17 protein-coding genes and 1 tRNA gene are annotated in these 18,912 nt (G+C 73.9%); 3 read left to right on the top strand and 15 right to left on the bottom strand.

The annotated features are described in order from the left end of the window. Positions 1-9: 9 nt before the first annotated feature. The 8 genes from ABDB74_RS03295 to ABDB74_RS03260 all read right to left on the bottom strand — a co-directional run bounded on the left by ABDB74_RS03295 (position 10) and on the right by ABDB74_RS03260 (position 8,031). Complete coding sequence (locus tag ABDB74_RS03295) at positions 10-684, bottom strand: hypothetical protein (protein ID WP_346621715.1); 675 nt, start codon at positions 682-684, stop codon at positions 10-12. A 54-nt stretch (positions 685-738) separates the two neighbouring features. After that, positions 739-1,986, bottom strand: coding sequence for a DUF1972 domain-containing protein (locus ABDB74_RS03290; protein WP_346621713.1), 1,248 nt, complete (start codon positions 1,984-1,986; stop codon positions 739-741). Positions 1,987-2,142: 156 nt separating this feature from the next. Further along, positions 2,143-3,648, bottom strand: coding sequence for a sugar transferase (locus ABDB74_RS03285; protein ID WP_346621711.1), 1,506 nt, complete (start codon positions 3,646-3,648; stop codon positions 2,143-2,145). 204 nt (positions 3,649-3,852) lie between these two features. Then, positions 3,853-4,422, bottom strand: coding sequence for an aminoacyl-tRNA hydrolase (gene pth, locus ABDB74_RS03280; RefSeq protein ID WP_346623849.1), 570 nt, complete (start codon positions 4,420-4,422; stop codon positions 3,853-3,855). 86 nt (positions 4,423-4,508) lie between these two features. After that, complete coding sequence (locus ABDB74_RS03275) at positions 4,509-5,222, bottom strand: 50S ribosomal protein L25/general stress protein Ctc (RefSeq protein WP_346621709.1); 714 nt, start codon at positions 5,220-5,222, stop codon at positions 4,509-4,511. A 198-nt stretch (positions 5,223-5,420) separates the two neighbouring features. Beyond that, positions 5,421-6,401: a ribose-phosphate diphosphokinase gene (locus ABDB74_RS03270; RefSeq protein WP_346621707.1), complete on the bottom strand. Its 981-nt coding sequence runs from the start codon at positions 6,399-6,401 to the stop codon at positions 5,421-5,423. Positions 6,402-6,414: 13 nt separating this feature from the next. Further along, positions 6,415-7,926: a bifunctional UDP-N-acetylglucosamine diphosphorylase/glucosamine-1-phosphate N-acetyltransferase GlmU gene (glmU, locus tag ABDB74_RS03265; protein ID WP_346621705.1), complete on the bottom strand. Its 1,512-nt coding sequence runs from the start codon at positions 7,924-7,926 to the stop codon at positions 6,415-6,417. Positions 7,927-7,955: 29 nt separating this feature from the next. Then, a tRNA-Gln gene (locus ABDB74_RS03260) sits at positions 7,956-8,031 on the bottom strand. Between the two features lie 205 nt (positions 8,032-8,236). On the opposite strand from ABDB74_RS03260, the gene ABDB74_RS03255 reads away from it, so the two are divergent. Together ABDB74_RS03255 and ABDB74_RS03250 are read left to right on the top strand one after the other, a co-directional pair. Next, entirely contained in the window at positions 8,237-9,229 is a 993-nt protein-coding gene (locus ABDB74_RS03255) for an acyl-CoA desaturase (RefSeq protein WP_346621704.1), read from the top strand. A gap of 50 nt (positions 9,230-9,279) precedes the next feature. Continuing rightward, entirely contained in the window at positions 9,280-9,894 is a 615-nt protein-coding gene (locus tag ABDB74_RS03250; RefSeq protein WP_346621702.1) for a TetR/AcrR family transcriptional regulator, read from the top strand. 22 nt (positions 9,895-9,916) lie between these two features. On the opposite strand, the gene ABDB74_RS03245 is transcribed toward ABDB74_RS03250, so the two are convergent. From ABDB74_RS03245 to ABDB74_RS03215, 7 genes are all read right to left on the bottom strand, one after another. Then, positions 9,917-10,852, bottom strand: a complete 936-nt coding sequence (locus ABDB74_RS03245) for a 4-(cytidine 5'-diphospho)-2-C-methyl-D-erythritol kinase (protein ID WP_346621701.1) — start codon at positions 10,850-10,852, stop codon at positions 9,917-9,919. Next, complete coding sequence (rsmA, locus tag ABDB74_RS03240) at positions 10,849-11,577, bottom strand: 16S rRNA (adenine(1518)-N(6)/adenine(1519)-N(6))-dimethyltransferase RsmA (protein WP_346621700.1); 729 nt, start codon at positions 11,575-11,577, stop codon at positions 10,849-10,851. Before rsmA ends, ABDB74_RS03245 begins: the two co-directional genes overlap by 4 nt. A gap of 148 nt (positions 11,578-11,725) precedes the next feature. After that, a complete protein-coding gene (locus tag ABDB74_RS03235) occupies positions 11,726-12,817 on the bottom strand; it encodes a ubiquitin-like domain-containing protein (protein ID WP_346621699.1) in 1,092 nt (363 codons plus the stop codon). Positions 12,818-13,174: 357 nt separating this feature from the next. After that, the gene (locus ABDB74_RS03230) at positions 13,175-14,014 is read right to left on the bottom strand and encodes a hypothetical protein (RefSeq protein ID WP_346621698.1); all 840 of its coding nucleotides are present in this window, start codon (positions 14,012-14,014) and stop codon (positions 13,175-13,177) included. 169 nt (positions 14,015-14,183) lie between these two features. Next, positions 14,184-15,059 (bottom strand): TatD family hydrolase, encoded by an 876-nt coding sequence (locus tag ABDB74_RS03225; protein ID WP_346621697.1) that lies wholly within the window; start codon positions 15,057-15,059, stop codon positions 14,184-14,186. Continuing rightward, positions 15,056-16,855, bottom strand: coding sequence for a methionine--tRNA ligase (gene metG / locus ABDB74_RS03220; RefSeq protein ID WP_346621696.1), 1,800 nt, complete (start codon positions 16,853-16,855; stop codon positions 15,056-15,058). Before metG ends, ABDB74_RS03225 begins: the two co-directional genes overlap by 4 nt. A 47-nt stretch (positions 16,856-16,902) precedes the next feature. Beyond that, positions 16,903-17,583: a hypothetical protein gene (locus tag ABDB74_RS03215; RefSeq protein WP_346621695.1), complete on the bottom strand. Its 681-nt coding sequence runs from the start codon at positions 17,581-17,583 to the stop codon at positions 16,903-16,905. Between the two features lie 160 nt (positions 17,584-17,743). On the opposite strand from ABDB74_RS03215, the gene corA reads away from it, so the two are divergent. Further along, on the top strand, positions 17,744-18,853 hold the full coding sequence (corA, locus tag ABDB74_RS03210; protein WP_346621693.1) for a magnesium/cobalt transporter CorA: 1,110 nt from the start codon (positions 17,744-17,746) through the stop codon (positions 18,851-18,853). The last annotated feature ends 59 nt before the right edge of the window (positions 18,854-18,912 follow it).

Genomic DNA, 18,912 nt, shown 5'->3' with positions numbered 1-18,912 from the left:
CGTCGGGGCTCACCGCACGCTCCCGATGAACACCATCACCGGGGCGCCGGGCCGGGGACCGACCTCGACGCGGACATCGCCCCGCGCCTCTTCCGGGACGCCGAAGACGTAGACGCCCTCGGCCGCGTCGCCGGGCGGTAGGACGCCGGTCAGGGGTGAGTGCGACCGGTCCTCGACGGGCGAGGCCGCCGTGCGGTCGGGGCCGTGGAGGAGGTCCACCGACACGCCGGTCAGGTCCAGGTCGGCGCCGGTGTCGTTGACCAGTCGGACCGTGACGCGCAGCGCGGGACCGTCGATGTTCCCCGGGCCGTTGCCGTCGGCCTGGAACTCCTCCAGCGACACCAGGGACCCGGTGATGCCCGCCTCCTCGACCGGCTCGTCGAGGGGCACCTCGGGAAGGGTCTGCGGCGGCTGGTCGCCGTCCGGGGGAACCGGTGTCTCGGCCGGTGTCGGCGGAGCGGCCGGATCCACCGGCGCCGGCGTGAGCTCGGTGGGCGTGGCCGCCGTGGACGCCGCCGAGGACGGGGATGACCCGGCCGGCTCGTCGGCCCCGCCCACGCCGATCAGGACGGCGACCACCGCGGCGACGACCACGAGCACCGCCGGGACGACCACGCGCGGCCGGCGCAGGAGATCCTGGGGCCGGGTGGCGGGCTCGCTCCCGGTATCGGACCGCTCAGCCACGACAACTCCCCTCAGCTGCGGTACAGGGCACTCGGCGCCGGGCCTCGTTCACGGTCACTGCTGCGCCCCGGGGAACGGCATCACGTCGAACTCCAGGCCCACGGCCCTGCGGCCCGACGGCTGGGCGCCCGTCGCGCGCGGGAGCGGGACCGCGGCGGGGACCGACGTCGGCGCCGGGAAGCGACGGCCCGAGGGACGCCGGACGGGCCCGTGCCGCCCGGCCAGCCGGCGGGCGAGCTGCTCGTAGCCCGCCGCGACGTCGTCCCAGTCGTACCCCTTCGCCAGCTCACGGGCCCGCACGCCGGCCCGGCGCACCGAGGCCGGGTCGGCCTCGGCAGCCTCGACGAGCGTGGCGACGTCGGCGGGGCTGTGGAAGAACCGGCCGGCGTCCTCGACCACCTCGCGGTTGAAGTCGACGTCGTAGGCCAGGACGGCGACGCCGGCACCGATCGCCCGCAGGAGCGACGGGTTGGTGCCACCGACCGAGTGGCCGTGCAGGTAGGTGTAGCAGTAGGCGTAGAGCTGATCCAGCTGCTCCTGGTCCCAGACCCCGCCCAGGAAGCGCACCCGCTCGTCGGCGAGGCCGTGCACCCGGGCGGTGTAGGCGTCGGAGTAGGGCGCCGAGCCCACCACGACCAGCGGCCTGGTCGCGCCGCTGCGGCGGTACCCGTCGACGATGACGTCGACGTGGTTCTCCGGCTCGAAGCGGGCCACAGCCAGGTGGTACCCGCCGACGGTGAGCCCGAGCTCGGCGAGTCTGTCGGTGCCGGGCGTGATGATCGGGGCGCCGTACGAGAGCAGGGTGGTCGGCACCCCGAACTCCGACCGGTAGTAGTCGGCGATCCCCTGCGCGTCGGCGATCAGCGCGTCCGACCAGCGCACGGCGAGCGCCTCGGCCACGCGGTAGTAACGCTGGCCGATCGGGCCCCACTTGGCCCGCTTCCACTCCAGCCCGTCGACGTGCGTGGCGACCGGGATCCGGGCGGTGCGCAGGGCCGGGAGGAGCGGCGCGTTGGCCGCGTTGAAGACGAACGCCGCGTCGGTGCGGTGCCGCAGCAGGTGGCCCACGGAGAGCGCCGAGTGGCTCAGCGTCTCCAGGGACCGCCTGCGGGCCGCGGGCAGGTGCACCAGCTCCATGCCGAGGTGGCGGGCCGGCCGCGCGTCCTCGCCCGGCGTGGTGCGGCAGTAGACGACCACCCGGTGGCCCCGGTCGGCGAGCCTGCTGCCCACCTCCTCGACAGCGGTCTCGAAACCGCCGTACCGAGCGGGCACGCCCCGCGTGCCGACCATGGCGATCCGCATGGCCCCTCCGTCCGAGTCCTGGGGTGGCCGGCACCACGGCACCTGGAGGGTGCCGGTCCGACTCCTGCTTCACCAGGAGCTTCGTCCACGGAGAGCGGCCGGAGGAGCTTTCCGCAGGGAGCGTGACCCCTGCGGGTGACGCCCGGACGAGGCGGCTCAGTAGGCCCCGGAACGGGACAGCACGGCCCGCCCGGTCTTCCAGAGGATCAGGGCGTCGAGGGCCAGCGACCAGTTCTCCACGTAGCGCAGGTCGAGCCGCACGGACTCCTCCCACGACAGGTCGCTGCGCCCGGAGATCTGCCACAGGCCGGTCAACCCGGGCTTGACCAGCAGCCGGCGGCTGACCGAGTGGTCGTAGCGCGCCACCTCGTCGGGCAGCGGCGGGCGCGGACCGACCAGGGACATGGACCCGCCCAGCACGTTGATCAGCTGGGGCAGCTCGTCCAGCGACAGCCGGCGGAGGAAGCGGCCCACCCGGGTGACGCGAGGGTCGGCGCGCAGCTTGAACAGCAGGCCGTCGGAGATGTTCTCCGCGCGGAGCACCTCCAGCTGCCGGTCGGCGTCGACCACCATGCTGCGGAACTTCAGCATGGTGAACCGGTTCCCGCCCAGGCCCACGCGCTCCTGCCGGAACAACACCGGACCGGGGCTGTCGAGCCGGACGGCGGCGGCGATCGCGAGGAGCACCGGGGCCAGCAGCAGCAGCGCGACGCCGGCCACGGCCCGGTCGACACCGCCCTTGACCACCCGCCGCCATCCCTCGAAGCACGGCTGCTCGACCGACAGCAGGGGAAGCCCCTCGAAGGGGCGGATGTGCAGCCGCGGACCGGCCACCTCGATCAGACCCGGTGCGACCAGCAGCTCGATGCCCGTGCCCTCAAGCTGCCAGGACAGCTCCCGCAGGTACTGCGCGGCGGTCTCGCTGGCCGACGTCACCGCGATCGTGTCCGCGTCGTGGGCCGCGGCCAGGGCGAGCACGTCGTCGAGGCCGCCGACGGGCACCCCGGAGTGCTCGGTCACCCGGCTGCGATCGCCCGGGGTGACAGCGGCGGCGACGACCTCCATGCCGGCGTACCGCTCCCGCTGCAGGCGGGCGGCCAGCTCCAGGACGGCCCCGCCACGGCCGACGACGACGACCTTCTTGGTGCACCGCCCGCGCGCCCGCAGCTGTCGCAGCCGGGTACGGGCGAGGCACCTGACGAGCAGGCTGGCGCAGGTCAGGGCGGGGATGGCGACGACGACGAAGGCCCGGCTGAGCTCCAGCGCCGCCGCGAAGGACAGGAAGCTGGCGCTCGCGAGGAGCACGAAGCCGGCCCGCCCCACCCGCCGGTACTCGTCGCTGCCGGTCCCGTACACCCGCTCGGAGTAGGCGCCCGCGGTGCCGAGCAGCACGGGCCAGGCGGCGAGGAGGACCAGCGCGGCCCAGAACAGCAGTGACCCGGGCCGGGGTTGAGGTGTGCGGGCGACGAGGACCGCCGTGCCGGCCGCACCGGCGAGCAGCACCTCGACGACGATCAGGGAGACGGTGTAGGACCGGACCCACGAGGGCGCCGCGCGGCGCACCGTCGGCCGCGCACCGGCCGGCGCACCAGAGGTCCACCCACCGGGAGAACCCGGCAGGATCACCGCCTCCGCGCCCACCTGCTGGCGATCCAGAAGCATCGTGTCCCCCCGAACGAGTTACGTACCGTGGCCACCGGCCGGCCGCTCGACGCAGGAGGCGCGTCGAGACCAGCGGAATCGTCGGCACGTGGACGTGCAAGCTCCCGCCAACACTCACCGAGAGTCATGACGGCGTCAACGCGCCCGGGGGGCTCTTCACCCGAACGGGCCTGGGCGCATCGCCTCGACGGGGAGTCCCCCGGGTCAACTGCGGGGATGGACCACGTTCTGCGCGGCCTCGAGGCCGGTGGTGAGCAGGGACTCGACGGCGTCGGCGGCCTCGACGAGCAGCAGATCCAGTTCTTTGCGCTCGGTCGCCGAGAAGTCCTTCAGCACGTAGTCGGCCGGATCCTGCCGGCCGGGCGGCCGGCCGATGCCGACCCGCACCCGGAGGTAGTCCTTCGTGCCGGTCGAGCGGGTGATCGAGCGCAGGCCGTTGTGCCCGCCCTCCCCGCCTCCCCGCTTCAGCCGCACGCATGCGAACGGGAGGTCCAGCTCGTCGTGGACGACGACGAGCTGCTCCGGCGGCAGCTTGTGGTAGTCGAGCAACCCGCGCACGGGGCTCCCCGACTCGTTCATGTAAGTGAGCGGCTGGGCCAGCACGACGCGCACGCCGGCCAGCCGGCCCTCGCCGGACACCGCGCGGGCGCGGGCACCCTTCCCGGGCGTCGGCCGGATCCCGGCCCGGCGGGCCAGCTCGTCGAGGACCATCGCGCCGACGTTGTGCCGGTTGCCCGCGTAGCCCGGACCGGGGTTGCCGAGGCCGACGACCAGGAACGGGCCCTCGGGGGCCGGGGACGCCGCAGGGGCGCCGGCGGTGCCGGCGCCCCTGCGGGCCGTGCTCTCGGTCAGCGGATGCCTCAGTCGTTCTTGCTGTTCTCGGCGGCGTCCATCGACTCGCCGCTGCCCTGGTCGAGCGGCTCGGGCACGACGTCGCCCTCGCCGACGCCCTCGGCGGCCTCGTCGGACTCCTCGCGCTCGATGCCGGCCTCGGCCTCGGCCTCGGCGAGCTCCGCCTCCAGCGCCTCGGCCGAGGGCGCGCCCAGGAAGCCGATGACGAGGGCCTCGGGGTCGGTGATCAGGGTCGAACCCTGCGGCAGCACGAGGTCGCCGGCGGTGATGTTCTCCCCGGCCTCGCGACCGGTGACGTCGACCTCGATGCTGTCGGGCAGCTTCGTGGCGTCGGCCTCGATCGAGACGGTGTTCAGCTGGTGGTTCGGGATGGAGTCGGGGGCCGGCGTGCCGACGACGATGATCGGCACGTCCACCGTGGTCTTCTCGCCGCGGCGGACGAGCAGCAGGTCGACGTGCTCGTGGACGCGGGTCAGCGGGTCGCGCTGCACGGCCTTGGTCAGCGCCAGCTGCTCCTTGCCGTCCAGCACGACGGTCAGGAGGACGTTGCTGCCGCCGTTGCGCAGGGCGGCGGCGAACTCGCGGGCCGGCAGCGACAGGTGGACGACGTCCTGGCCGTGCCCGTAGAGGACGGCGGGGACGCGCCCGGCGCGGCGGGTGCGGCGCGCGCTGCCCTTGCCGAACTCGGTACGGGGCTCGGCGTCGAGACGGAAGTCAGCCACGGTGATGTGCTCCTCAGAAGGTGGATCAGGTCTGCGGGCCGGCGCACGACCGCAGCACACCCCGAGAGGCACGCACGTCGATCACGGAGCAGGGCTCCCTCGCCGGGCTCCGCCGAGGATACGCGACGAGCCGCGGCAGACGCGCAGCGGTCCCGCGGAGCGGGGGCCCGCAGGGTCCCCGCCCGGAGGGCGACGGTGCTACGAGGCGCCGTCGAAGAGGCTGGTGACCGAGCCGTCCTCGAAGACCTCGCGGATCGCCCGCGCCAGCAGCGGGGCGATGGAGAGGACGGTGAGCTTGTCGAACTGACGGGTCGGCTCGATCGGCAGCGTGTTGGTGACGATGACCTCGCTGACCTTGCTGTTGGACAGCCGCTCGGCAGCCGGACCGGACAGCACGCCGTGCGTCGCGGTGACGATGACGTCGGCAGCGCCCGCCTCGAAGAGCGTCTCGGCGGCCTTCACGATCGTGCCGCCGGTGTCGATCATGTCGTCGACCAGGATGCAGACCCGGCCCTCGACCTCACCGACCACGCGGTTGGCCACCACCTCGTTGGCGACCATGGGGTCGCGGGTCTTGTGGATGAAGGCCAGCGGGGTGCCGCCGAGCTTGTCGCTCCAGCGCTCGGAGACCCGGACGCGGCCCGAGTCCGGCGAGACGACGGTGATGTCGCGGTCGCCCCAGCGCTCCTTGACGTGCTTGACGAGCAGGTCGAGGGCGAAGAGGTGGTCGACCGGGCCGTCGAAGAAGCCCTGGATCTGGGCGGTGTGCAGGTCGACGGTCATGAGCCGGTCGGCACCGGCGGTCTTGAACATGTCGGCGACCAGGCGGGCGGAGATGGGCTCGCGGCCGCGGTGCTTCTTGTCCTGCCGGGCATAGGGGAAGAACGGGGCCACCACGGTGATCCGCTTGGCCGACGCGCGCTTGAGCGCGTCGACCATGATCAGCTGCTCCATGAGCCAGGTGTTGATCGGCGCGGTGTGGCTCTGCACCACGAAGGCGTCGCAGCCGCGCACCGACTCCTCGAACCGCACGAAGAGCTCGCCGTTGGCGAACTCGTACGACGCCGTCGGCGTGGGGGTGACACCGAGGTGGCCGGCGATCTCGTCGGTCAGGTCCGGGTAGGCCCGACCGGAGAAGAGCATCAGGCTCTTGTTCGTCGTCTGCCGGATCGCACTCATCGGCTCGCTGTCCCTAGCTGTCGTGGTCCGCACGCGAGGTGCCGGAATGGTCCTGCCCAGGTGCCTCGGCCGGGCTCTCGGCTGCCGCCGCAGCCTGCGCAGCGGGCGTCCCGGGCCGTCGGCGACGCACCCAGCCTGCCACATTGCGCTGGGCCGCCCGGGCGACGGCCATCGCTCCCGGGGGGACGTCGGAGGTGATGACCGATCCGGCGGCGGTGTAGGCGCCGTCCCCCACCGTGACCGGCGCCACGAACATGTTGTCCGCGCCGGTGCGCGCGTGGTCGCCGATCGTCGTCTGATGCTTGGCCACGCCGTCGTAGTTCACGAACACCGTCGCGGCGCCGATGTTGGTGCCGCGACCGATGGTGGCGTCGCCGACGTAGGACAGGTGCGGAACCTTGGACCCCTCCCCCACCTGCGCGTTCTTCGTCTCGACGAACGTACCGACCTTCGCCCGGGGGCCGAGCACGGTGCCGGGCCGGAGGTAGGCGAACGGGCCGACCGAGACCTCCGCGCCGATCCGCGCACCGACGGCGTGGGTCCGCACGACAGTCGCCGACTCCCCCACCTCGGTGTCGACCAGCGTCGTGTCCGGGCCCACCTCCGCACCTGCCCCGACCGAGGTCACCCCTTCGAGCTGGGTGCCGGGCCGGAGGAGGGCGTCGGGCGCGACGGAGACGGTGACGTCGACCCAGGTGGTCGCGGGGTCCACGACGGTGACGCCGCTGCGCATCAGCTCGTCGAGCACCCGGTCGTTGAGCGTGCGGCGCCGGGCGGCGAGCTCCCGGCGGTCGTTGCAGCCGAGGACGTCGTCCGGGTCGTCGGCGCGCACGGCGGCGGTGGGTGCCCCACCGGCGACCAGCGGGGCCAGCGCGTCGGTCAGGTACTGCTCGCCCTGGGCGTTGTCGGTGGCGAGCCCCGCCAGCACGCGGCGCAGCGTGCCCGCGGCGGCGACGTAGACGCCCGCGTTGACCTCGCGGATCGAGCACTGCTCCGGTGTGGCGTCGCGCTCCTCGACGATGGCCTGCGGCGCCCCGCTCCCGTCCCGGACGATCCGGCCCAGTCCGGTCGGGTCGTCGACCTCGGCGGTCAGGACCGTGAAGACGCTGCCGGCCGCGTCGTGCGCCGCCACGAGCGCTTCGAGCGTCCGCGTCGTCAGCAGCGGGGCGTCCCCGTTGACGACGAGGACGGCGCCCTCGAGGCCGGGCACGGCGGCCAGCGCGACCGCGGCGGCGTGGCCGGAGCCGCGCTGCTCCTCCTGGAGGACGGGCAGTGCGGTGGGCGCGATCTGCGCCAGGTGCTGCTCGACCTGGTCGCGACCGGAGCCCACGACCACCACCGTCGCGCCGGCGCCCAGGGGCGCGGCGGCCGCGAGGACGTGGCCGAGCATGCTGCGACCGCCCAGGGCGTGCAGCACCTTGGGCGTGGACGAACGCATGCGCGTGCCCTGCCCCGCGGCCAGTACCACCACGGCGGCCAAGGTCGGCTCGGGATCAGGGACGGCAGCCGGCTGCACGTGGGGCACGGATCTCCTCGGTGGCGACGACGGACGGATGGCTGGGGGACTCGGACTCGAACCGAGACTTCCCGGCTCCAAAGGCCGGCGGGCTGCCGATTACCCCATCCCCCACCCCGGCGCCGCTGCCGGCCCGGGAGCGTCGATGCGCACCGACGCCCTCCGCGAGCCTAGGGCCCCGTCCCGGTGGCGGGCACGTGCCCGGGCGCTGCGACCACCCGCTCGGGTCGCCGGCTTTCCTACGGCGGCGTAGGTTACGGGTACGTAGCCGGGCCCGTCGTGCGCCGGCCGTTCCCGTCTCGGTCGCCCCGGAGGCCCCTTGTCCGCTCCTGCCCGTACCCGGCCCACGGCTCCACCCCGCGCCGCAGAACCGCACGTCGGCCTGCCCGCCAACGCGATCGGCCGGCACAAGAGCGTGCTCGAGATCGTCACGCTCTACGCCTTCGTGGTCGTGCCGTTCCTCGCCATCGCGGCGATCGTCCCGGCCGTGTGGGGCTGGGGCCTGTCCTGGCTCGACGTCGGGCTGGCCGTCGGCTTCTACTTCTTCACGCTCCTCGGCGTGACGGTGGGATTCCACCGGTACTTCACGCACGGCTCGTTCAAGGCCAGGCGGCCCCTGCGGCTGCTGCTGGCCGTCGCCGGCTCCATGGCGGTGCAGGGCCCGGTCGTGCAGTGGGTCGCCGACCACCGCCGGCACCACGCCTTCTCCGACCGCGACGGCGACCCGCACTCGCCGTGGCGCTACGGCAGCGACGCCCGCGCGCTGCTCAAGGGCATGTTCCACGCCCACCTCGGCTGGCTGTTCGAGCGGCGGAAGACGAGCCAGGAGCGCTACGCGCCCGACCTGATGAAGGACTCGGCCCTGGTCACCACCGACCGGATGTTCGTGGTGTGGGCGGCGGTCAGCCTCTTCCTCCCGGCCGTCATCGGCGGCGTGGTCACCGGCTCCTGGGCCGGCGCCTGGACGGCGTTCTTCTGGGCCGGCCTGGTGCGCATCGGCCTGCTGCACCACGTCACCTGGTCGATCAACTCGGTCTGCCACGTGGTCGGCGACCGGCCGTTCGTCTCCCCTGGCCGCGACCGGGCGACCAACTTCTGGCCGCTGGCGATCCTGAGCGCCGGCGAGTCCTGGCACAACCTGCACCACGCCGACCCCACCTGCGCCCGGCACGGTGTGCTGCGCGGGCAGATCGACATCAGCGCCCGGGTGATCTGGGTCTTCGAGAAGCTGGGCTGGGCGTCGAACGTCAAGTGGCCCGACCCGGTGCGGCTCGCGGCCAAGCGGCGCGCGCCCGCGGCGGCCGGCAGCTGAAGGTTCCCGCCCCGGCCGCCCCGGCCGGGCGCGGCCGGCCCCGCGTGCGCATGACCGGCACCGAGCGTCGTCGGCAACTGCTCGACGTCGGCCGGGAGCTGTTCGCGCAGAAGGGGTTCGACGCCACCTCCGTCGAGGAGATCGCGGCCCACGCCGAGGTGAGCAAGCCGGTGGTCTACGGGCACTTCGGCGGCAAGGAGGGGCTCTACGCCGACGTCGTCGAGCGGGAGATGAACCGCCTGCTCGACCGGTTCTCGGCGGCGCTGTCGTCCCCGGGCCACCCGCGGGAGCTGCTGGAGCGGGCCGCGCTGGTCATCCTCGACTACATCGAGGAGGACACCGAGGGGTTCCGCGTGCTCGTCCGCGACGCACCCGGGACCAGCGGCAACGGCACGTTCGGATCGCTGATCGGTGAGGTGGCGCGCACCGTCGAGCACGTCCTGGCGCGGGAGTTCGCCGTCCGTGGCTACCGTCCGGGGCTGGCCGAGCTCTACAGCCAGGCGCTGGTCGGCATGGTGGCGCTGTCCGGCCAGTGGTGGCTGGACAACCGTTCGCTCGGCAAGCACGAGGTGGCCGCCCACCTGGTCAACCTGGCCTACAACGGCCTGGCCCACCTCGATCCGGAACCCGGCACCGTCGGCGACGGATCTCCCGCGGGCAGCTGACCTCCGGGGTCCGGAGCGGGGGTCAGGGGACGAGACGGGCGCCGGGCACCGGACCGGTGACCGCGCGGACGGTGCGGAAGACCCCTGCCCCGGCCAGCTCGGCGGCGAGCCGGACGGCCCCCTGCTCGTCGGCCGCGAGCGCCGCCACCGTGGGTCCCGATCCGCTGACGAGGGCCGCGACCGCGCCGGCGTCCGCGGCGGCCCGGAGCGCACGCCGCAGGTCCGGCCGCAGGCTCAGGGCCGCCGGCTGCAGGTCGTTGACGAGGGCCGCCCCGACGTCCGCGGGGGATCCCGCCCGCAGCGCCGCGAGCACCGGGTCGGCCGGCGTCGGCTCGGTCACCTCCGGCGCCCGGCCGGCCGCCCGGAGCCGGTCCAGCTCGCCGTAGACGGCCGGCGTCGAGAGCCCGTCGCCGGCGATGCCGAGGACCCAGTGCCACCGGCCGCCGGCCAGCACCGGGGACACCTCCTCCCCGCGCCCGACGCCCAGCGCGATCCCGCCGACGAGGCCGAACGGGACGTCGCTGCCCAGCTGCGCGGCCAGCCGGAGCAGCTCGTCGCGGCCGGCCCGGGTGTCCCAGAGGGCGTCGAGGGCCACCAGTGCAGCGGCGGCGTCCGCACTTCCGCCGGCGAGGCCCGCGGCCACCGGGATGCTCTTCGCGACCGACATCGCCGCGTCGGGACGGACGCCGGCGTGCTCGGCGAGCAGCTCCGCGGCCCGCCAGACCAGGTTGGTGCGGTCGCCCGGGACCTGCCCGGGGCCGTCGGCCACACCGGCGCCCTCACCGGACACGGTCAGGGACAGCCCGTCGGCCGGCCGGACGGTCACCGAGTCGAACAGCGACACCGCCAGGTAGACGGTGCGCAGTTCGTGGAAGCCGTCGGCGCGCAGCGGACCCACGCCCAGGTGCACGTTGATCTTCGCCGGCGCACGGACGACGACGGCGTCGCGGCCGGTCACGGCTGCACCGGTTCGGTGGCGGCCAGCCGGGCGAAGTCGGTGACCGAGAGCTGCTCGCCGCGGGCCGAGGGATCGATGCCGGCCGCCCGCAGGCGGGCCTCGGCCGCGGCCGGGCTGCCGGCCCAGCGGGCCAGCGCGGCCCGCAGGCCCTTGCGCCGCATGGCGAAGGCGGCGTCGACGACGGCGAAGGTGGCCCGCCGGTCACCGGGCGGGGGCGGCCGCCGGACCAGGGCGACCAGACCGGAGTCGACGTTGGGTTCCGGCCAGAACACCCGGCGGCCGACGTTGCCCGCGCGGCGCACCTCGCCGTACCAGGCGGCCTTGACCGACGGGATCCCGTAGGCGGCCGTCCCTGGCCCGGCGGCGAGCCGCTCGGCCACCTCCGCCTGCACCAGGATCAGCGCCCGGTCGAGGGTGGGCAGCAGCTCGAGCAGGTGGAGGAGCACCGGTACCGCGACGTTGTAGGGCAGGTTCGCGACCAGCGCGGTCGGGGGCGGGCCGGGCAGCTCGGTGATCCGGAGCGCGTCGCCCTCCACGACGGTGAGCCGGTCGGCCAGGTCGGGCCGGCGGGCCGCGACGGTCGCCGGCAGCAGCCGGGCCAGCCGGGGGTCGATCTCCACCGCGGTGACCCGCGCGGCGGCCGGCAGCAGCCCGAGGGTGAGCGATCCGAGGCCCGGGCCCACCTCGAGCACGACGTCGTCGTCGCGCACCTCCGCGGTGCGCACGATCCGCCGGATCGTGTTGGCGTCGTGCAGGAAGTTCTGCCCGAGGGTCTTCGTGGGACGCAGCTCGAGCTGCTGGGCCAGGTCGCGGATGGCGGCCGGGCCCAGCAGCCCGTCGGCCTGCTCCGGTGAGGTGCTCAGGTCGGTCCGATCAACCGAGCAGGCGGGGGCCGCAGTGCGGCCACTGGCCGGCGCCGGAGCGCTGGTAGAGCAGCTGCGCCCGGTAGGTCTGCTCGTCCGCGGAGGCGGCGGCGGGGTCGCCGACGCCGCCGACGGAGTTCCAGGTGGCCTGGGAGAACTGGTACATGCCCCGGTACTTGCCGGTGCCGCTGACCGCGGTCGGGCGTCCGCCGGACTCGCACGCGGCCAGTGCCGCCCAGTTCAGGCCGTCGGCGGTCGGACTGTTGGCCGGGCGCGCCTTGGTGCCGACCGTCACCAGCTCGTCGACCGGCTCCCGGGTGACGGCGGTGGACAGCTCCTCGCGGCCGAGCTCGCGGCCGTCCTCGACGGTCACCCGGTAGGTCGTGGTCTTCTCGCCGTCGACACCGGGCCGCGTCACGGTCTCGTCACCCGTGAACGCCTCGGCGTCCTTCGTCTCGACCCGCCCGTGCGCGACGGGGGTGGTCTCGGTGACCTCCGAGACCTGCACCCGGTACACCTGCAGCCGCATCCGGTTCAGCAGGCCCTGGGTCAGTCGCAGGCTCGTCCGGTCGGTGGCGCCGAGTGCGATGCCCTGCTCGGCCAGCAGGTCGCCGGCCGTGGCGGCGGTGGTGGTGACCACGCGCTCGTCCCCGTCGGCGACGAGCACGATCTCCTTGGGCGTGGTGATGGTGAGCTGCATGCCCGCCAGCGGCAGGCGGTCGCTCCGGCTCGCGGAGAGCACCAGACCGTCGGCGCGGAAGCCCAACTGGTCCAGCGCCTCCTCGACCGACAGGGCGGTCACGTGCACCTCCCGGGAGACGCCGTCGACGGTGAGCTCCAGGGGACGTGCCCGGTTCAGGACGACGGTGTCGCCGTCGGACACCGCCTGGTCGGCCGACGGCAGGACGACGTCGTGGGCGGCGAGGGTCAGCCCCTCGTCCTCCAGCACCTCGCCCACGGTGCCGGCGTAGGTGCCGATGTCGCGGGTCTGCCCGTCAACGGTGAGGGTGAGGGACTTCTGGGCGACGAAGAACGCCAGCGTCCCACCCACGAGTCCGAGGAGGACGAGGGTGAAGAGGCTGAGCTGCAGGGAGCGACGCACGACACTTCCAGGGGTCACAGAACCCGGGCAGGAGAGCGTCCGGACCGCGGAGCGGCCCGGACGCGGATGCGAGCGGCGATCGGCCGGAGCGGGCCCCGGGCCGGTGAACGCCGCCCGGGTCGTCTCCACCCCGGCTATCGATCACGACACGATAACGAACACTCTGCGCATGACAACGGTCGACAAGGAGTCAAGCAGACCTCGGCGGCCTCACCCCGTGGGCGCGCCAGCACAGACTGTCACCGCCGTGCCGGGTGAGGCGGGTGGGGCGGGTGGGCCCACGCCCGGGCCGGCTGCCCCCCGGTGATCAACGACACGGTGTGCGCCGTCCCCCGGACGGGGAGACGAGCCGGCTGATCAGCCGGCGAGGGCCGGCGCGCCGGCCCGCACGGGACGCAGCCAGGTGATCAGGAAGCCGGTGACCGCGATCCCCGCTGCGAGCGCGGAGAACCCGCCTGCGACGAACGCCACGGGCAGGACGTCGAAGCTCTCGCTGACCCGCTCGCCCAGGTCGAGCCCGATCCGCAGCAGCAGCGTCCCGAACGGGAGGAGGGCGGTCACGCTGGCCGCTGCGGTGACCAGGTGCGCGGTCCACGTCCGCAACGCCTCGTCGACCGGCACGTCCGCCCCCTCCTTCGGCATGGGACGGACCAGCGCCCGCAGCAACGCCGCCTCCGCCAGCAGCCACGCCGCTCCCGGCACGCCGACGACCGCCCAGGCCACCGGTCCGTCCAGGTCACCGGAGGACCACAGCCAGCCGGCGGTGACCAGCTCGGCGAGGACCACGCCGCGCATGGTCCACACCAGCCACGGCGAGATCTGCTCGGTCTGCCGCGGCCGGCGGACCGGGTCGGACAGGGCCCACCGCGGCCGCGGCCGCGTCGCCTCGCCGAGCAGGACACCGGCCAGCAGGCCCACCGCGAGCACCGGCACCCAGAGGAAGACCGACGCCTCGGCCAGCGCGATCACGCTGGCGACGATCCCGGCGATGCCGAGCAGCAGGCCCGACCGGCGCCACCGGCGGGCGTGCGCGGCCTGACGGCGCAGCGTGGCCGTCCCCTCGGGGGTCGGCTCGGCCAGCTCCACGCCCGCGGACGCGACCGACCGGCGCCCGGACGCCAGCCCCCAGGCCCTCGCCAGGAGCACACCCGGGACCAGCAGAGCGACGAACACCACGACGGCAATGAGACGGCCCACGAGAACATTGTCGTCCTGCCGGACGACACCGCCACCGAATGCCGTGACATTCGCTGTGACATCGCGATCCTCCGGACGACACCGCGGCCACGTGCCGTCCCCCGGCGGCGACGAGCGCCTCCATCGCGCCTGCGCGGACCCCTCCGGGGGCCACTCGGCGCGATCGGACCTAGCGGGTGCCCCAGCTGCCGAAGACGCGTTCGGCGGTGGCGGTGAGGGTGTCGCAGAGCTGCGCCAGGTCGCTGCCGGTGACCTCCGCCAGCGCGCGGACCGTGTGCGGCACCAGGCGCGAGGCGTTCGGCCGGCCCCGGAAGGGCACCGGCGTGAGGAAGGGCGAGTCGGTCTCCACCAGCAACTGGTCCACCGGCGTGAGCGCCGCGGCCTCCCGCAGGTAGCCGGCGTTGGCGAAGGTCAGGGTCCCGGCGAAGGACAGGACGTAGCCGCGCTCGGCGCAGGCCTTGGCGAAGACGGCGTCGCCGGAGAAGCAGTGCATGACCACGTGCTCGGGAGCGCCCTCGTCGTCGACGACCCGGAGGATCTCCTCGTGCGCGTCCCGGTCGTGGATGACCAGCGCGATGCCGTGCTCCTTGGCGATCCGGATGTGCGCCCGGAACGACGCCTCCTGGGCCGCCCAGCCCTCCGGGCCGGTGCGGTACCGGTCCAGCCCGGTCTCCCCCACCGCCCGCACCCGCGGGAGCGCGGCCAGCCGGTCGATCTCCGCGAGGGCGTCGTCGTCGGCTCCCCCGGCCCCGGCCTCGTTCGGGTGCACGGCGACGGCGGCGAGCACGTTCGGGTGCCGGGCCGCCAGCTCCGCCGACCAGCGAGACGACGGGACGTCGACGCCCACCTGGACCAGCCGCGGGACGCCGACCGCCTCCGCCGCCGCGATCTCGGCGTCCACCTCGGCGTCGTCGGGCAGCCGGTCCTCGCCGCCGACGGCGATGTCCAGGTGGGTGTGGCTGTCCAGCGCGGGCGCCGGCAGCGGCTCCGGCGACGGCGGCGGCTCGCCCCGCCGGTTCGCGCGGGACGAGGCCGAGCGACTCATTCCCCGCCCTCCTCCAGGCGACGGATCTCCTCGTCGACGATCGACGGGTCCAGCTTGGTGAAGATCGGCTTGGGCGGGGCCAGTGGCGTACCCGCGGCCGGCAGCGGCGTGGAGGCCCAGACCGCCTGGCCCTGCTCGTAGGACCCGGTGATGATCGGGTAGGGCGATCCCTCGTCGAGGTCGGTGACCTCCTCGACCTGCGGCGCGACCGACCAGACGCCCGTCCCACCCAGGAGTTCGTGCACCTGCTGCGAGGAGTGCGGGAGGAACGGCGTCAGCAGGGCGTTGCAGTCCTTGATCGCCTGCAGGGCGGTGTGCAGGACGGTGTCCCGGCGGGCCGGGTCCTCCTTGAGCTTCCACGGGGCCTGGTCCGACAGGTACTTGTTCGCCTCGCCGACGACCCGCATGGCTTCGGTGATCGCGGCCTTCTGCCGGTTGCGCGACAGCAGGTCGCCGACCGGGCCGAAGGCGCCCGACGTCGTCGCCAGGAGCGCGCGGTCGTCGTCGGTCAGCTCGCCGGGCGTCGGGACGGCGCCGACGTTCTTCGCGGCCATCGACACCGAGCGGTTGACCAGGTTGCCCCAGCCGGCGACCAGCTCGTCGTTGTTGCGGCGCAGGAACTCCGCCCAGGTGAAGTCGGTGTCCTGGTTCTCCGGGCCGGCGACGGCGATGAAGTAGCGCAGCGCGTCGGCGTCGTACCGGGCGAGGAAGTCCCGCACGTAGATGACCACGTTCCGGGAGGAGGAGAACTTGCGCCCCTCCATCGTCAGGAACTCGCTCGAGACCACCTCGGTCGGCAGGTTCAGCCGGCCCAGCGAGCCCGGCGTCCCGCCCTTGTCGCCCTCGCCGTTGTAGCCGAGCAGTTGGGCGGGCCAGATCTCGGAGTGGAAGACGATGTTGTCCTTGCCCATGAAGTAGTAGGCGTCGGACTCCGGCGTCTGCCACCACTGCCGCCAGGCCTCGGGGTCCCCGGACCGGCGGGCCCACTCGATCGACGCCGACAGGTAGCCGACGACGGCGTCGAACCAGACGTAGATCCGCTTGTCGGGACGGTCGCGCCAGCCGTCCAGCGGCACGGGCACGCCCCAGTCGATGTCGCGGGTGTAGCTGCGCGGCTTGAGGTCCTCGAGCAGGTTGACGCTGAAGTTGAGGACGTTGGGCCGCCAGCTCTTGCGGGTGGCCAGCCAGTCGCCCAGCGCGCGGGTGAACGCCGGCAGGTCGAGGAAGTAGTGCTCCTCCTCCACGAACTTCGGTGTCTCGCCGTTGATCTTGCTGACCGGGTTGACCAGCTCGATCGGGTCGAGCTGGTTGCCGCAGTTGTCGCACTGGTCGCCGCGGGCGCCGTCGTAGCCGCAGATCGGGCAGGTGCCCTCGATGTAGCGGTCGGGCAGGGTGCGGCCGGTCGACGGGCTGATCGCGCCGAGCGTCGTCTTCGGGAAGACGTACCCGTTCTTGAGCAGGCCGAGGAAGATCTCCTGGCTGACGGCGGCGTGGTTGGCCGTCGTGGTCCGGGTGAACAGGTCGTAGCTCAGCCCGAGGGACTGCAGGTCGCCCACGATGATCCGGTTGTTCCGGTCCGCGATCTCCCGGGGCGTGATGCCCTCGGCGTCGGCGGCGACCGTGATCGGGGTGCCGTGCTCGTCGGTCCCGCTGACCATGAGGACCTTGTCCCCGGCCATGCGGTGGTACCGGCTGAAGACGTCGGAGGGGACGCCGAAGCCGGAGACGTGGCCGATGTGCCGCGGCCCGTTCGCGTAGGGCCAGGCGACTGCGGTCAGGATGTGCCGATCACTCACGGGTCAACAGTACGGAGGCAGGTCCAGGCCAGGTCCCGCGCCGTCGCTCAGGGCTGGGAGACGACGCTCGCGGCCGGGCTGCCGGATCCGGTGTCGGCGGGGTTCAGCACGGTGACACCCACCAGTCCCAGCGCGATGACGCCGAGGGTCAGGCCGCACAGGGAGCGGTGGAGGACCACCGGGTCGGGCCGCCGCGCACGGACCCGCGGCCCGTGCTGCACCCACCGGCGCGCCGATGCCGCGTCGACCAGGAGGAGCTTGGTCACCGGCAGTGCGACGGCGACCGCCAGCAGCAGCGGCAGCGGGACCCCGCCGAGCCACGCCGCCGGGAACGGCACGAGCAGGGCGACGACGCCCAGCATCGAGACGGCGAACAGCTCGACGGCCGAGGTCAGCACGACCGGTCGCCGGCTGGAGCCGTCGACGAGCGCGGCGCCCCCACCGGCCGAGAGCACGATCCACGCTGCCAGGGCCACGAGGCCGACGGCGACCACCCATCCCGGCGGCCGCACCGGTGACGCCAGCAGGGTGTCGGCCTGCGTGAGGCCGATCGCCAGCAGACCGAGGGCCTGCAGGACGGCAAGCAGCCCACCGGCGGCCGCGGCGGCCGGCGGCCGCCGGGGCGTGTCCGGCCGGTCGGCCCCGATCTCCCCGCCGCCCACGGGGCGGGCCGGGCGCACGTACGACGGGGCGACGGCGTCGCGGACGCCGAGGGCGCTGATCGCCACGGAGCTCTCCCAGACCGGCGGATGATGTCCCGGTCGAGGACGGCCTGCGCCGCCGGCGGCTGGAGGGGCGTGCCGGCGTGCCTTACCCCGAGGGGTGAGGAAGGCGCATGCCTACGCTGCTGCCCGACCCCGTCGACGACTTCCGAGGAGAGGCGCCGCGATGAGTACCGGGGACACCCCGCCGGTTGCGCCGCTGGACCTGGCGCCCGGCACACCGCCGACCCTGCGCCCGCAGCCGGCCGGCCGGCAGCACCGCGCGCCCACCCGGCGGCCCGGGAGCGACGCGATCATCGACTGCGCGGTCTACGTCGACGGCCGTCGCCAGGAGGAGGTCTCCCCCGACGACGCGCTGCGGGTGGCCGAGGAACGGGGCGGGTTCGTGTGGCTGGGGCTCTACGCCCCGACCGAGGACGAGCTGGGGGCGATCGCCGAGCGGTACGACCTGCACCCGCTCGCCGTGGAGGACGCCGTCTACGCCCACCAGCGGCCCAAGCTGGAGCGCTACGACGACGCCCTGTTCATGGTCCTCAAGACGGCCACCTACGTCGAGCACGAGCAGCTCACCGCGACCAGCGACGTCGTGGACACCGGCGAGGTGATGATCTTCCTCGGCCCCCGGCACGTCATCACCGTCCGGCACGGCGAGCACGGGGGGCTGGCGCACCTGCGGCAGCGGCTGGAGGAGCAGCGGGAGCTGCTGTGCCTGGGCCCGTCCGCGGTCCTCTACGCCGTCGCCGACCTCGTCGTCGACACGTTCGTGGAGGTCGCCCGCGCGGTCGAGGAGGACGTCGAGGAGCTGGAGGCCTCGGTGTTCAGCCCCGAGCGCACCGACGACATCGGCCGGCTCTACCAGCTCAAGCGGGAGCTGATGTCGCTGCGGCGGGCGGTCTCCCCCCTGGAGGTGCCGCTGCAGACGCTCGCCGAACGGCCGGTCGGCGTCGTCCCCGACCCCATGCGGTCCTACTTCCGCGACGTGCTCGACCACGCCATCCGGGTGCGGGACCAGGTCGGCGGGATGGACGAACTGCTCACGTCGATCCTCCAGGCCTCCCTGGCCCGGACGACGATGGCCGACAACGAGGACATGCGGAAGATCTCGGCCTACGCCGGCATCATCGCCGTCCCGACCGCGATCGCCGGCATCTACGGGATGAACTTCGACTACATGCCCGAGCTGCGGTGGGACTACGGCTACCCGGCGGTGCTGCTCGTCATCCTGACCGCCATCGTGCTGCTCTACCGCGGCTTCAAGCGCAACGGCTGGCTGTAACCCGGCCGGGTGCGGCGGGCATAGGAAGCAGAGGGCATAGGAAGCTATGCCTACGGTTC

It is taken from the genome of Blastococcus sp. HT6-4, from assembly GCF_039679125.1.
Lineage (GTDB): Bacteria > Actinomycetota > Actinomycetes > Mycobacteriales > Geodermatophilaceae > Blastococcus > Blastococcus montanus.
The sequence above is the reverse complement of the archived record's forward strand: the minus strand, read 5'-3'. Positions and strand labels throughout refer to the sequence as shown.